General features: G+C 73.5%; 10 protein-coding genes. 3 read left to right on the plus strand and 7 right to left on the minus strand.

What is annotated here, in order from left to right; all coding sequences use genetic code 11:
• Positions 1-12: 12 nt before the first annotated feature.
• On the minus strand, positions 13-924 hold the full coding sequence (locus HF526_RS10855) for a dienelactone hydrolase family protein (RefSeq protein ID WP_169381245.1): 912 nt from the start codon (positions 922-924) through the stop codon (positions 13-15).
• The gene (locus HF526_RS10860; RefSeq protein WP_169381246.1) at positions 908-1726 is read right to left on the minus strand and encodes an SGNH/GDSL hydrolase family protein; all 819 of its coding nucleotides are present in this window, start codon (positions 1724-1726) and stop codon (positions 908-910) included. The genes HF526_RS10855 and HF526_RS10860 overlap by 17 nt, the downstream gene beginning before the upstream one ends.
• A 283-nt stretch (positions 1727-2009) precedes the next feature.
• Here HF526_RS10860 and HF526_RS10865 point away from each other — a divergent pair, with 283 nt between their 5' ends.
• The 3 genes from HF526_RS10865 (at position 2010) to HF526_RS10875 (ending at position 4531) form a co-directional block, all read left to right on the plus strand.
• Positions 2010-3011 carry a methyltransferase gene (locus HF526_RS10865; protein WP_169381247.1) on the plus strand — a complete coding sequence of 334 codons (1002 nt, stop codon included), beginning with the start codon at positions 2010-2012 and terminating at the stop codon, positions 3009-3011.
• Positions 3012-3202: 191 nt separating this feature from the next.
• Positions 3203-3361 carry a hypothetical protein gene (locus HF526_RS10870; RefSeq protein ID WP_239028533.1) on the plus strand — a complete coding sequence of 53 codons (159 nt, stop codon included), beginning with the start codon at positions 3203-3205 and terminating at the stop codon, positions 3359-3361.
• Positions 3362-3373: 12 nt separating this feature from the next.
• Entirely contained in the window at positions 3374-4531 is a 1158-nt protein-coding gene (locus tag HF526_RS10875) for an SPFH domain-containing protein (RefSeq protein WP_169381249.1), read from the plus strand.
• A gap of 361 nt (positions 4532-4892) precedes the next feature.
• Here the strand turns inward: HF526_RS10875 and HF526_RS10880 are convergent, their stop codons facing one another.
• The 5 genes from HF526_RS10880 to HF526_RS10900 form a co-directional block, all read right to left on the minus strand.
• Positions 4893-5591 carry a TMEM175 family protein gene (locus tag HF526_RS10880; protein WP_169381250.1) on the minus strand — a complete coding sequence of 233 codons (699 nt, stop codon included), beginning with the start codon at positions 5589-5591 and terminating at the stop codon, positions 4893-4895.
• A gap of 214 nt (positions 5592-5805) precedes the next feature.
• Positions 5806-6771, minus strand: coding sequence for a bifunctional helix-turn-helix transcriptional regulator/GNAT family N-acetyltransferase (locus HF526_RS10885; RefSeq protein WP_169381251.1), 966 nt, complete (start codon positions 6769-6771; stop codon positions 5806-5808).
• 71 nt (positions 6772-6842) lie between these two features.
• Positions 6843-7481, minus strand: coding sequence for a GAP family protein (locus HF526_RS10890; RefSeq protein ID WP_169381252.1), 639 nt, complete (start codon positions 7479-7481; stop codon positions 6843-6845).
• Between the two features lie 204 nt (positions 7482-7685).
• Complete coding sequence (locus tag HF526_RS10895; protein WP_338051404.1) at positions 7686-8783, minus strand: MinD/ParA family ATP-binding protein; 1098 nt, start codon at positions 8781-8783, stop codon at positions 7686-7688.
• A 30-nt stretch (positions 8784-8813) separates the two neighbouring features.
• Positions 8814-13982, minus strand: a complete 5169-nt coding sequence (locus HF526_RS10900) for a cell envelope integrity protein TolA (RefSeq protein WP_169381253.1) — start codon at positions 13980-13982, stop codon at positions 8814-8816.
• Positions 13983-14712 lie beyond the last annotated feature (730 nt).

A 14712-nucleotide genomic window follows, 5' to 3' on the forward strand; every position in this document is an offset into this window, starting at 1 on the left:
CGGGTCTTTCCGTCAGCGCACGTACCGGTGGAACCAGTTGATCGTGTCGAGCCACGCGGCCGCCGCCTGTGTCGCGTTGTAGCGTGGCCCGGTGTCGTTGTGGAACGCGTGATCGACGCCGGGATAGACCGTCACCCGGTACGGCTCGCCGGTCCTGCGCAACTCCGCCTCGACCGCGTCCTTGGTGCTGGTGACACGGCCGTCCTGCTCGGCGTACACCGCGAAGACGGCCGCCGTGGTGGCGGCCAGGCCGGCGAGATCCTGCGGGGCAGGACCGTAGAACGGCACCGCCGCCTTCACCGGGGCGCCGGCCGCGAGTGCGTTCCACACCATGCCCCCGCCGAAGCAGAAGCCGGTCATCCCCAGCTTGTCGCCCACCCCGGTGCCGGACAGCGTCGACAGCGCCTGCCTGAGGTCGCCGACCATGGCGCCGACATCGCGCTTGCTCAGCGCCGCCGCGTACGCCGCCGGATCGCTGAGGGCGTCCGCCCCGCCCTCGCGGGACAGCAGGTCGACGGCCAGCGCGCCGTACCCGGCGGTGGCGACCCGCCGCACGACATCCTTGATGTGGTCGACGAGCCCGCGGTTCTCGTGCACCACGAGCACTGCTCCCGACTGCGCAGTGCTCGCCGGCAGGGCGTAGTAGCTGATCAACGGCGCGCCGTCGGGCCCCCTGACCTGCAGCGGTCGGACCTGGATACGCGGGTCGTCGGGCCGGACGGTGACGCCGTCGGGCGTGGGCTGCTCCGGAGGCATGGCGAACGGCTGCGCCGGCGTCGACGTGCGCGATGCGGGGACCGCGGGCGTGCCCACCGGCGTGGCGCCGCACCCCAGCGTCTGCAACAGCGCAAGGGTGGCCGCCGTGCTGCCGGTGATCAGCGTGACCCGGCGCAGCAAGCCGAGCCGCTCAGACCGACACCGCACGCAGAGCGGGCAGGTATCCCAGGGCCTGCCCGGCGATGTTGGGGTGATAGCTGTCCGTCGCCGGAGTGGTCGGTGGGTTGATCCACCGGTGCAATGTGGCCGCGCACGTCCCGTGGTTCTGGAAGCGCGACCGGACGTCGACGAACGCGGCGTGCGCCGCCTCGGCGCGCTGCCGGATGACCCCGTCCAGCAGGTCCGTCCCGGCGTCGATCGCGGCGCGGGCGGCTGCGGGCGGCAGGCCGGCCGCGGTGCACGGCCCGGACCCGAACAGCAGCGGGTAGCCCAGCACCACGAGCCGAGCGTGCGGTGCGTGGGCACGGATCTGCGCGAACGTCGTATCCAGGCGACCCGGCAGCACCTGCTGGACGGCCGTCCGACCGGCCGAGACGGCGGCGTCGCACTGCGCGGACGTACCCGCCGAGCAGGCCTGCAGCACCGGGGCGAACCCGACGTCGTTGCCGCCGACGGTGATCGTGACCAGGGCTGCGTCGCGCGGCACGCTGCCGACCTGGCTGCTCTGGACGTCAGCCGTGGTCGCGCCCGAGCACGCGACGAAGGTGAGGTCCATCCGCTGGATCCGTGCCGACAGCGGTGCGTAGGCCAGCGGGCTGCGCAAGCAGGCGCCGCTCGACGGCCCGTAGAGCCGGGTCCCCACGCCTGACGAGTAGGAGTCGCCGAGCGCGGCGTAGACGGCGTTCGACGGTGACGATCCCGCCGGTGCGGACGGTGCGGCGACGGCGGCCGGCGCGCCGGCCAGGAGGACGGCCAGGGCGGAGACTGCAACCGCGATGAGACGCTTCATGCCGAAGCCCTTCGCTGGGCCGTGCGAGCCGATTCCGACGATTCCCTCGAGCGCTGCGCCGTGCCGATCCAGGGGAAACAGCGCAACAGTGTGACATCGGGCCCCGGGCGCGACAACCGTTCACCGGCGCCGACCGGGACGGGCCGCGAAGCGGCACGAGGTGGCCGGCGTCCGGACGCCTGCACCCGCCACGATGAACCGGGCACGGTCATCGCCGGCGCCGGGCCGCGTTGCGCCGGCCGGACCGCTGGCCTTCACCCGCGCGGTGGGCCAGAGTTGCGCGATGGATGCCGCCACCGAACTACGGCGCATGGTCGACGGGTACCAGGTGTCGCAGGCACTGCATGTCGCCGCCACGCTCGGGATCTCCGACGTGCTCGCCGCCGGCCCGCGCACCGTCGCCGACCTCGCCGTCGCCACCGGAACCCATGAAGGGTCGCTGTCACGGCTGATGCGAGCGCTGGCCTCGGTCGGTGTCTACGCGCGCGACGACGACGGCCGGTTCGCCAACACCGAGCTCGGCGAGGCCCTGCGCGCCGGCACGCCGGGGTCGGTCGCCGGCTGGGCCGGGCTCATCGGCCGGCCGTACTACTGGCAGGCGTGGGCCGGCCTGGCGGACAGCGTGCGCACCGGCGAGAACGCGTTCGCCACCGTGCACGGAGAGTCCATCTGGGCTTACCGGGCGAAACGGCCCGACGAGCTGGTGATCTTCGACCGGGCGATGACGGCGCTGTCCGCAGCCGTTGCCGGTGCCGTCGTCGAGGCCTACGACTTCGACCGGTTCGGCACCATCGTCGACGTCGGGGGTGGCCGGGGCGGGCTGCTGGCGGCGATCCTCACCGGCCACCCCTCCATGCGCGGCGTGCTGTTCGACCAGCCCGACGTCGTGGCCGGCGCGAGCGAGTTGCTCGAGCGCGCCGGCGTCGCCGACCGCGCCACGACGGTCGGCGGCGACTTCTTCGACGCGGTGCCCGAGGGCGGCGACGCCTACCTGCTCAAGGCGGTCGTCCACGACTGGCCGGACGCCGAGTCGATCGCGATCCTGCGCACCTGCCGGCGGGCCGTCCCCGCGCACGGCACCCTGCTGCTGATCGAACAACTGCTCGACGACGGCCCGGATCCGGGCCGCGCCGCGTTCTCCGACCTGAACATGCTGGTCGCGCCGGGCGGCCAGGAGCGCAGCGTGGACGACTACCGGTCGCTGCTCGCCGCCGCCGGCTTCCACCTCGTCCGGGCCGTGCCCACGACGAGCGATGTGTTCGTGCTCGAGGCGACGCCGGCGTAGCGGCTCCCGCCTCACATCACGCCGGTCCTCCGGCCCGCGCGGCGGCGTAGCGTTCAGGTATCGGAGCGTTCAGGTATCGGACGGCGTGACCGAGAGGCCGGTGGTCGATGAGCCCTGACCCGTCCGTCGTGGGTTGCCTCGGTGTCCTGACCGTCGCCACCCGGGGAGGGAGCGGGCCGGGAGAAGCCCGGGTGAGGATCCGCGGGGGCTCGGAGACCTTCCTGGCGTGGTCCGACGAGGCGCTGCCGAAGGGCGAGACGGTGCTCGTCGTCGAGTCCCGCGGCGGTCGCGCGGTGACCGTCGTCGCGTGGCCGGATCCCTCGCTCCTCGCCGTCGAGATGCTCGGCTAGAGGAGGCACGCAATGTTCGGTTATCGAGTTCCCGCCCCGGACCAGGCCATGCTGATCTCCGGCGGTAGGGGCGGGACCGGCGGCAGTCCGTTCCGGGTCGTCACCGGCCACGGAGCGTTCGTCCTGTCCTTGTTCCGCAAGGTCCGGTTCCTCACCCTCGCCATGTGCGAGGCCGAGGTGGAGGAGGTCTGCGTGACGCGGCAGGCGATCGCGCTGAACATCCGCGCGGTCATCGCGTTCAAGGTCGGCAACGACGAGGAGAGCATCGTCAACGCGGCGCAGCGGTTCCTGTCCGACCAGGACCAGATGTCGGTCCTCACCGGACGGATCTTCGCCGGGCACCTGCGCTCGATCATCGGCTCGATGACCGTCGAGGAGATCATCACCGAACGCCAGAAGCTGGCCAGCGAGGTGCTCGACGGTTCCAAGGCCGAGATGGCCACCCTCGGGCTCAGCGTCGACTCGTTGCAGATCCAGTCGATCGACGACATGAACCTCGGCTACATCAAGGCCATGGCCGCGCCGCACAACGCAGCGATCCAGCGGGAGGCGCAGATCGCCCAGGCGCAGGCGGACCGGGCCTCCGCGGAGGCCGCGCAGCAGTCCCAGCGCCAGCAGGCCGAGTACGCCCGGCAGACGGCCGTCATCCAGGCCCGGTACCGGGCCGAGATCGACACCGCGCAGGCCGAGGCCGCACAAGCCGGGCCGTTGGCGCAGGCCCAGGCCCAGCGCGAGGTCACCGCGGCGCAGACCGAGCTGGCGGGGCGCGCGGCCGCGCTGCGCCAGCAGCAACTGATCGCCGAGGTCGTCCGGCCGGCCGAGGCCGAGGCCGAGCGGGTGCGCATCCTGGCCCTGGCCGACGCCGAGAAGATGCGAATCCAGGCCGAGGCGGCGGCGTCGAACGACCGGGTCGCCCTCGACCGGATGCTCATCGACCAGCTGCCCGAGATCGTGAAGGAGGCGGCGATGGGACTCCGCGGCGCCAACGTCAACATCCTCAACGGCGCGGACGGCCTCAGCGAGATCGCTGCCGGCCTGGTCAGCCAGGGTCTGAGCATCCTGGAGTCGGTCAAGAAGGCGACGAACTCCCCGCTCGCCGGGCCGGCCCCCGAGCCGTCCACCACGCCCGAGAAGATCCCGGCCGGACCGGCGTTGAGCGGTCCTCGGTGATCTCAGCGGTGTCCCGGCCGAGCCACCGCTGCGGCCTGCGCACCCGCAACCGTCGCGGTCGGACGTCCTGAGTCGATCCCCGCGTCCGCAGCGCGGACGGGACCGTCGGCGGTATCGTTCGGGACCGACGGCCCTGCAGAGCACATGGAGCAGCCGGCATCGTGGATCCACGAGCAGCGCATCCGCTCGTGACGGTGCGGTCGCCGGTGCCGCCGGCCACGCTGCCCTCCCCGGGGGCACCGAGGCCGGGGTGAGGACCGGTCGTGACCGCCACCCCGACGCCCCGCCGGCCGGTTCCTCGGAGGAGCCGGCCGGCGGCGGCACCTGGACGGCGCGACTGGTGGCACACCTCATCGGGCGCTCACTCGAGACCGAGAATCCCCTTCGGCTGCAGTTGGTGCAGGCCCTCGCTCGAGATGGCGTAGAAGAGCGGCAGCAGCACGAAGACCCCGAGGGCGATGGACGGGGCCGCGATGCCCAGCACCCCGGCCACGCCGTACCCCAGGATGCCGGCCCAGGCTCGTACGCGGTGCTCGCCGAAGTCCGACGCGGGGACCTCCTGCTCGAGCAGCCGGTCGGCGTGGCGGTAGACATAGGCGTAGAAGAGCAGCCAGCTGACGCACATGACCATTCCGGCCAGGGCGTAGAAGCCGACGGCCACCCGGGCGTCGGAGGTGTTCAAGCCCTCCTGCAGCGTCGCCGACACCACGGCGGTCGGGAACGGCAGGACCGCCGTGGTCAGCAGGAGCCCGAGATTGGCGCAGTGCAGGCCCAGGTCCACGTAGCGGATGCGGTTGAAGGCCGCATGGTGGTTGAGCCAGATGACTCCCACGTACAGGAACGAGGCGAGGTAGGCCACGTAACCGGTCCACTGCTGCAGCAGCGCCGTCAGCAGACCGCCGGGTGGGTGCGGCGGAACTCGGAGGTCCAGGACCAGCAGCGTGATCACAATGGCGAGCACACCATCGCTGAAGGCCTCGACCCGATTGGTACCCGACAGCCGCACACCACCGGCGTCGTCGGGCTCCGGCGCACCGGGCACGTGATCGTTCTCGGGCATCGGGCTCCTCCGGCGAAGACGGGACCGGCTCGATCGGCGGCATGGGCTGTCTCCAGGGCACCCAACGAGACGGGTGTCAATCGGCCGCGGGATCGCTCTCGGCGTTCCCCGGTTCACCTGCCGGCCCGGCGACCGTGGCCCGGGGCCGGCGCAGCAGCCGCACCTCCCGTGTGCTCAACGCTGCCGCGGTGGCGACGACGATGCCGGCTATTGATCAACTACTGGCGGCGGTGGTCTGCTGCTTCGACAGGTCCAGCGACCAGAACTCCCCGACGAGGTCGTGTCCGAAGCTGTGGTGCCGTTCCTCGCCCTCCAGCACGAACCCCGCCGCCCGGTAGATGCGCCGGGCCGCGACCAGGACGTCGTTGGTCCACAGCCCGATCCGCCGGTATCCGGCGTCGCGGGCGAACGCGACGCACGCATCGACCAGCCGGGTGCCCAGCCCCAGCCCACGCGCCCACGGCTCCACCAGCAGGATCCGCAGCTTGGCCACGTCGTCGTGGTCCGGGTCGGCCACGCAGAACACGCAGCCGGCGGGCCGGCCGTCGACCTCGGCGATCCACGCACGTTCGCGCGCCGGGTCGTGGTCGGTGAGGTAGGTCCCGACGATCTGGGCGACGAGACCCTCGAACGAGTCGTCCCAGCCGTACTCGGCGGCGTAGACGGCGCCGTGCCGGGCGACGACCCAGCCGTACTCCCCCGGCCCGGGCTCACGCAGCGCCACCCGCCGCGGGGCGTCGCGATCGGTGAGCAGCGCGCGCACCGTCCCGATGCCTGCCATCAGCTCCCGGCGGTCGACGGCCGGCAGCTGCGCCAGCAGCCCGGCCACCTGCTCGGTGGACCGTCGATCGAGATCCGCGGCGGTGTGGGCTCCGGACGCGGTCAGGGCGATCGTCTGCCGGCGAGCGTCGGCCGCCGAGCGGCCCCGGGTGACCAGGCCGTCTCGCTCGAGCCGGGTCAGCAGCCGGCTGAGGTAGCCGGAGTCCAGACCCAGGTCGCGGCGCAGATCGGCGACCTCGGCGCTGGGCCGCTGGGCCAGCTCGAACAGCACACGGGACTCGGTGAGCGAGTACGGGGTGGCGAGCAGGCCCTCGGCCAGCACGCCGAGTGTGCGGGTATAGGCACGGGAGAACGCCCGGATGGCCTCGATCTCGGCCGGGGCGACGACGTCGATTCCCATCGGCCCAGCGTGACCCAGACCTCTGACCTGGTCAAGCATTATCGCTGACTGAGTCAGCGAATCCGTCCGGTTCAGCCGGTGAGGCGGCCGATGCCGGAGAAGAGCAGATACACCCCGAAGCCGACGGCGGCGACGAGGATGACCGCGCGGCCGTGCCGATGCAGCCACTCGTTGACGGACCTGAGACGCTGGACCGTGGTCTGCGGCCAGACGAGGTGCAGCACGATCGGCACCTCGACGAAGGCCATGTAGATCCCGGCCATCAGGACGACGCTCAGCGCCGCGGCGAGTGCGCTCACGTGCGCTTTGGTGATCGCGTGCAGCGACGCGAGGTAGAACGGCGACGGCGAGTACATGACCATGCCCGCGACCAGCAGCCCGAGCAGGCCCACCTCCCGGCGATCCTCGGACCCCGCCCCGGGCCCGCGCGGCGGGCGCCGGGCGACGACCAGGGCGAACACGAGCAGTAGCACGCCGAGGCCCACGTCGATCCACGGTGACACGGTGTGGTGCGTACTGCTCTCCACCCCCGTTCCCTGCAGGAGCAGGACGAAGGCGAAGCCGACCCCGAGGGTCGCGACGGCCCCGCCGGCCAGCAACATCAGCGCATGCTTCCTGGGCTCGGGCCCGGCCAGCAGGTAGGCGACCAGCAGGAGCGCCGGCGGCCAGAATGCCGCGGCGAGCGCCGGCGGAACGGCTTGCGCAAGCACGTCGTCACGCGCTCGCTGCTGGGGGCACCGACGCGCGTCGTCGCGGTGCTTGCGCCTGCCGATCTGCACCCACGCCCGGCAGTCAACCGCGCCGGGCGCCGCGACGGCCTCACCTGCGAGAGGTGGGGGCCTGATCGTCCTGCTACCGGTGGGGTTCACCGCCGGCGCTGGAACTGGCGCCGGGCGACCCGCCCGGCGCCCGCCTCACCGGAACCCGTCGGCCACGTGGGCAGCCAGGGCGAGATAGGCGTCGACCGTCGCGGGCCGCAACTCGGGCAGCTCGATCCGGCCGCCGGTGGCCAGGTGCGCGTCGAACGGCACCTCGACGACCGCGCGGCAGCGGGCGGCGAAGTAGTCGCGGATCCGGTCGCGGTCGACCTCCCTGCTCCACCGATCGCAGCACAGCACCACGATCGCCTGTTCGACCTGCTCGGCGTGCCCGTGCGCCACCAGCCAGTCCAGGGTCTTGGCCGCCCGGCTCGCCCCGTCCACGGTGGGCGCACCCACCACGACCAGGCCGTCGGCGAGGGCGAGGGTGCCCTCCATCGCCGAGTGCACCAGCCCGGTTCCCGAGTCGGTGAGAACGATGTTGTAGAAGCGGGTCAGCACAGCCGACACCCGCTCGTACTCGTCGCGGTCGAACGCCTCGCTCGCCGCCGGATCCTGCTCCGAGGCCAGCACCTGCAGCCGTCCGGCCAGGCTCGTGTACCGCGCGACGTCGGTCAGCGATCGTGTCGTCGTGATGTTGTCCAGCAGATCCCGGACGGTCACCGACGTCTCCGCGGTCAGCCGGTCGGCGAGCGTGCCGGCGTCGGGGTTCGCGTCGAGCGCGATCACCCGGTCGCCCCGGTTCTCCGACAGCACGAGACCCAGGCAGGCCGTCACCGTGGTCTTCCCGACCCCGCCCTTGATCGACGCGACCGCGATGCGGTGTGCGCCGCGCAGCGGGCGGCGGATCCTGGCCAGCAACTCCTGGCGGGCCCGCTCGGCATCGCCGAGACCGGGGTTGACCAGGCCCCGGCTCATCCGGAACACGCCGGCACGCCAGCCGTGGCTCGGACGGTCGCCGCGTTCGCGGACGATCGACCGCTCGTCGAGCTGGGCGACGGCCGGACCGCCCGGTCGGGGTGCCGGAGGGTTCACGGCGGCGGGCGACCACGCCGCGGACACCCACCCGTCCTGGTCCTGCGCGCCGCGTGGACGGTCGTCGACGGCCGTTCCGGTCACGGCCGCCGCGGACTCCCGCGCTCGCTCGGACCCGCGGTCCTCGTCCCGGTCGGTCTGCTCCTGCGGGTCGCTCACCCGTCACTCCTCAGTCGTGTTCGTCGCTGGTCAAAGGGACACCGAGGCCGGAAGGCCGGGTGCTGGACCCGGGTTCACGATGCGGTCGAAGTCCTCCGCGGACAGGGAGTCGCCGACGGCGACCGTCGCCGTCGTGTTCCCGCCGGCGTCGCCGCCATCGGCGACAGCGGCCAGGGCCTGGTCCAGCGCGGCCTTGGCCCGCATCCACTCGGCCCGGGCCTGATCCCGGGCGGCACCCGCCTTCTCGTGGTCGCGCAGCACGCGGGCGAGGTCACCGTCCCGCGCGATCCGGGCCTTCAGCGCCGCCACCTCGGCCTGGGCACCGGTGAGCTCGGCATGCAGCGCGGAGGACCCGAGTGGGTCGGCCCCGACCATCGCCGTCAGCGCGTCGACGCGGAACTCGAGGTCGGCGAGCTGTTCCGCGCCGGACGCCGCGCGCGCCTCGGCGGTGTGCGCATCGCCGGTCGCCGCGATGATCATCCGATCCGCCGGCGGCGCCGCCCACCAGAGAGCGTCGCGTTCGCCGGTCAGTTTCTCGAGAGCCTTCTCCGCCGTCCGCCACCGCGCAGCCGCATCGCGGACCTCCTCCGCGTGGCGGCTCACCGGTTCGGGCAGCGGGCCGAACCGCGCCTCCGCCTCACCCTCGGTCATCCGCAACGTGAGACCGGCGTCCTGGTGCACGTCCGCGACCAGCACCCGCGGCGCCGACCACGGCCGGCGCTGGTCCACCTCCACGACGACGCGGTACTCCGTGGGACCACCCACCAGCCGGGTGGCGCCGCTGCGGGTGTTCTCGTTCGGCTCGTGGCCGCCGGCCTTCGGGGTGGCGGTGTTCTCGCTCCGCACGGTCGCGCCGAGATCGGCGGTGCCCTGCCCGATGATCGGTTGCCGGCCGCTCGGTGCGAGCGTGCCACCGGCGCCGCGCTGGCGCGTGGTGACGAACTCGGTGTCCCGGCCCTCGCGATACCGAATCCCGTCCGTGACGTCGAACGAATGGCTGACGCCGTGTGTCACCGGCGACGTCGTCCGCGCGTAGATCTGCACCCGCACGCTCGGCCCGCCCACCTCGGTGCTGTGCAGTGTCGGCAGCGTCCATCCGCCACGCAGCATCTGCGGTCCGAGCGCGCGCCACATCTCCGGCGACATCAGCGCGTCCAGGCCGTGGCGTACCGGGCCGCCGGGGTGGGTGAGGCGTGGATCGATGCCGGCCTCGTGCAGCAGCGAGACCACGGCGTGGTCCACGGCCGCGGGGCCGCCACCGGCCGAGACCACGCGCAGCTGCTCCGGGAGCGGGGATCCCTGCGCCTGCCAGGTCAGCGCGGCCTCGTGCGTCCTCGCCGCCGACGGCTTGCCGTCCGGCCCCGGTACCGGCGCCGGGTGGGACGGCGGGGGCGGGGACGTGTCGCGGGGCGGCTGCGGGAGCGTGGACAGGTCGTCGGCCGGCGCTCGCAGGACGAGGTCGGAGATCCTGCCGACGTGCTGGGCCTGCAGGGCGCCGCCGGAACGAACCTCGACCTGCAGTCGCACCGGCATGGTGAACCGCGCGCTCGGGCCCTTCGAGTTCGTGATCCTGACGGTCCGGGTGACGTCGCTGTCGGTCCCCTTGTGCGCCGACGAGCGGCCGACGGTGCCCGTCGGGCCCGCTGCCAGGGCTGAGGAGCCGTCGTGGCTCGGTCCCGGCCGGCGTGTGCCCAACGTGGCCGATGTGGTTCCACGGATACCGATCGCCGTGGCCCGGGTCCGCTCGTCGGACTGCACGGAGGTCACCTTGTCCCTGATGTCGGCGCCGTCGTGCACGAGTCCCAGCGACCGTGGCGGATCGATCCGCTTCGCCACCAGCCGCACCTCGACGTCCGTGTGTCCCAGGAGCCGCGGTTCGGAGTTGAGCAAGGGCACGCCCGGTCCGAGCAGGCTGCCCAGCAGGCCGTGGGCGGTGGTTTCGGTCAGCTGCTCACGGATCCGGTGCAGCGTGGCCATCGCGTCGCCGAGCACCGAGTGTGGGAGCGGGCCGGAGTCGCTGCCGCGCAACCGGTCGGCGAGCGCGCCGAGCTGGTCACCGAGGATGTCGGGGTTCTCCAGGACCACGGTGTCCAGGGCGGGGCGCCCAGGGATGGTGGGCGAGGACGGTTGTTCATGGCCGGCAGTGTGCGAGCCGGCACCGTGCGAGCCGGCACCGTGCGGACCGGCACCGAGGCCGGGCCTGTCGAGCGGCGCGGGCAGCAGCCCCCAGGCCCTCGCCTGTACCTCGTCGACCCGCAGGAACACCGCGCCGGGCAGCCGCACCTGGCGGCCGGCCAGCCCGGTCGGCGCGGGTGCGACGGCGTCGCGCACGACGTTGCGCAGCCGCGCCTGGGCAGTCACCGTCACCAGCCCGTCGGCCTGCACCGCGAAGGTCCGGCGGCCCGAGGCGAGCACACTCCGCTCACCACCGGCCGAGGCCGAATTCGCGGTTCCTGTCGTCCGGCTCAAGGTCAGCTCGGCCGACACCTGGCCGCTGCCGACGACGCGGGGTGGGTCTCCGGCGCGCATGGGGGCGGGGTCTCCGGCGTACATCGGGGCGGAGTGGGTGCGGTCGCCCACTGACCCGGTGCCGCGCACGCCGAACTCCCAGGTGGACTCCTTCCCGGATTTGACCGTGTAGCCGCCCAGCGCGGCCGCCTGCTGGGTGCGGTCGGTGGAGACCGGCAGCCGGTCGCCGTCCGGGATGAGGGTCGGGTTCTCCACGGTCATGGCCACGCGCACCGCGCCGACCCGGTCGACCAGCCGCCGTTCGTAGACCAGGTCCTCGACGACGATCCCGCCACGCAGCAGCGCGCGGTCGGTGATGAGGCGTTCCGGGCTGAGGGCATCGGAGAGTGCTTTGGCCCCGGAACTACCGGCGAGCGTCAGCACCTCGTCACCGTGGGTGGCCTCGCCGAGGGCGTCCAGCGCGGCCTTCTTGATCGTCGCGGCACCCCCGACGACCAGGAGCGAGCTGTGCGGCGACAGCGGCGTCCCCGGCTCGGTCGGGCCGTCCAGCCGCGGCGGGTTCGGCAGCGGCTCGGTGCTCGGCGGGGCCGGGGGCCGGTCGACGGGTGTGCTGCGCAGGTCGTCGGCGGGCACGTGCAGGGTGATCGGGGACTCGAGCGGCTCGAGGAGCGACGTGCCCCCGGTCTCTCCCGGCCCGCGGGTCCGGACCACGGTCGTCACCGCGGGCTGGTGCAGCCCCGGCTTGCCGACCGGCAGGGTGCGCACCCAGTCCGCCGCCCGGTGATGCTCGGTGACCGTGATCTCGTACCGGATCCGGCCCTGCACCTCGTGCACGTCGCTGCCCGTGCGGGTGGTGAACTGATCGCCGATCTCCGGACCAGCGCCGGTGGTACGCCGCCACTGGTACTTACCACCCAGCGAGGCGACGGCCGACAGCAGCGCCAACGGCACCCCGAAGACCGCCCACGCGCTGAAGCCGACACCGACCGAGCGCTTCGCTCCCGCGGTGTGGCCGAGCCTGGCCCGGCCGCCGGACACCACCTTCAGCCCCGACCCGGACACCGGGCCGGTGTCGGTGACGCCGTCGAGGTGCCCGCGGACGTTGAGGTTGACATACGTCGTCGCGGTGCCCCCCTCGCGGACGAACGGCTGGTCGATGCCACCGGCGAGGATGCTGTCCATCCGGGCCGACAGGTGCTCGTGGGACAGGAAGTTCTCCAGCGTCCGGTGCAGGTCGGTGATGGGGGCGACCGTGCTGGTGCGGCTGTGCGGGACGGCTCCCGACTCGGGATCCGCGACCAGCTCCCGGTATCCGGGGACCTGGGCCAGCGCGGATCGGGCCTGGGCCAGCAGGTCGCGCGGACCCGATCCGAGCGAGCGCACGCGGGCGTCGCCGAGGCCGAGACCGTGGGCCAGGTAGGCGGGCGGGTGCATCGTGCCTCCACCCGGGCCGGCCGCGGATCCCGCCGCGTCGGCGCCGGCAGCCAGGCCCACCTTCGCGGCCTGCCCGGGCGTCATCCAGACACGCGCGTCGACACCGGCGGTGACGCTGCCTCCGTGCGGCGGGGCATCGTTGCGCGGGCCCACGACCACCCGGACCTCGAGCCGCATCCCGAGGTCGTGGAGATCGACCGGACCGGACATCGTGTGCGCCTTGCGATACACGTCGATGTGCGTCGTCCGGGTCTCCCGCTGGGCGGAGCCGCCCACGCTGACCGACATCGCCCCGCCGCCGCCGATGGGATGGGGTGAGGTGCGGGCCCCGCCGCTGAGCTCGAGCTCGCCGCCGCCCTCCGACTTCGCGGAGCGGTCGGCCACGAACTCGGCTCGGCTGTCCGCCGTCAGGCCGCCGCTGAGCCGCCCGGCCCGCGACCCGGTCTCCGGCACCAGCCGCGCCTGGACCTGGGCGCGGTGCCGGCCGTCGCTGCTGACCAGTGGCGGTGAGCTCACCCAGTCGTGCAGCATCGCGGTGAACCGGTTGCGCAGCCCGTGATCGGACAGGAACGTGTGGAGATCCTGCCGCCCCGGGGCCCCCATCGCCGTGACCTTCGGAGGGAGCAACCCCGCGACCTGGCTGTGCAGGTCGCGGCCCCCGTCGGTCCTGACCGAGTGCGGAACGACATCGGTCATCGTCGCCCCGGAGCCGTCGTCGAGCATCCGGGACGGTCCCGGCTGCGCATCGAGCTCGACGGGGTACGACCAGCCGCGCGCAGTCCCCGGCACGGCCCCTCCGTCACCGACCGGCCGGCCCTGCCGATCGGTGACGGAGATGTGGACGCGCGCCGGAATGTCCTGTTCGGGATCGTGGCTCGCCTTGATCGCCCGCTCGTCACCCACGGTGGCCCGCGCCGCGTGCGTGGTCGTCGTGGAGGACGGGAGCTGGAACTTGACCCGGGCCCCGCCGTACCCCCCGACCGCGCCGAACCGCGCGCTGACCGACGGCTGCCACCCCGGCGCGCGGGTGTTGGTCTGGTCGGTGCCCCGCTCGCCGCGGACCGACGGCTCCGAGGTGACGCGGGGCCCGGACGCACCGGTTCCCGATGTCGGCGTGACCTCGATCCGCACCCGGGCCTCGAACGGCTGGCCGCGCACCGTCAGCGGGAACGCCTCCCCGTTGCCGGCCAGCCGCTGCGGATCGTGGCGCAGCACGCTGCTCAGCATGTCCAGGCCGCGGATCGAGGAGGCCTGCGTGGACAGTGTCTGCTCGACGGTCCGCCGGACCTCGTCCACAGTCGTCTGACCGACGGCGGTGAGTTCCAGCGGTGCGGCCGTCGGCCCTCGGTGCTCGCCGGGCCCCGCGGGCGTGGGTGGGTCGCCGCCGTCCTGGCCGGGGCGTCCACCGTGCGTAGGAGGCCCGTCGGAACCTGAGGGGTGCGACGGCGGAGTGTGCTCGACGGCTGTGCTGTGCCCGGGCTCTCCAAGGGTCGCGGATGTGCTCGGATGTCCGGTGCCGGCCGTGTCCGAGCCGCCGGAGGATCGCGTCGAGGGACCTGGTGCCTCGGTCGGGGACGCCACGGCCTTCGGCGGCTCCACCGGAGCCTGCACGTGGGTCTCCGGCCGGGGGGTCTCCGGGGTCGGCGCCGCGACGGTGGGCGCCGGCTCCGGCCGGGCAGGCACAGCTCCGCCGGCGGAGGGCTGCGGCCTTGCGTCGGACCCGGCCCCATGCGGCTGTCCGGTGCCAACGGTATCCGCGCCACCGGAAGACCGCTCGCCTGACACCTCGGTCCCGGACGCGGGCACCTTCGGCGGCTCCACCGGAGCCTGCACGCGGATCTGCGGTGGCGGTGTCTCCGAGGTCGGCGCCGCGTCGGTGCGCGCAGGCTCCGGCCGGGGAGCCACGACACCGCCGGCGGACTGCTGCGGCCGCCGGGCGTCGGACCCGGCCCCGTGCGGCCGAACCACCGGCGGAGGTGGTGGTGGTGGGGAGGGCGGCGGTGGTGCTCCCGCCCTGCTCGTGTGG

The sequence above is a fragment of the Pseudonocardia acidicola genome, from assembly GCF_012911935.1.
Lineage (GTDB): Bacteria > Actinomycetota > Actinomycetes > Mycobacteriales > Pseudonocardiaceae > Pseudonocardia > Pseudonocardia acidicola.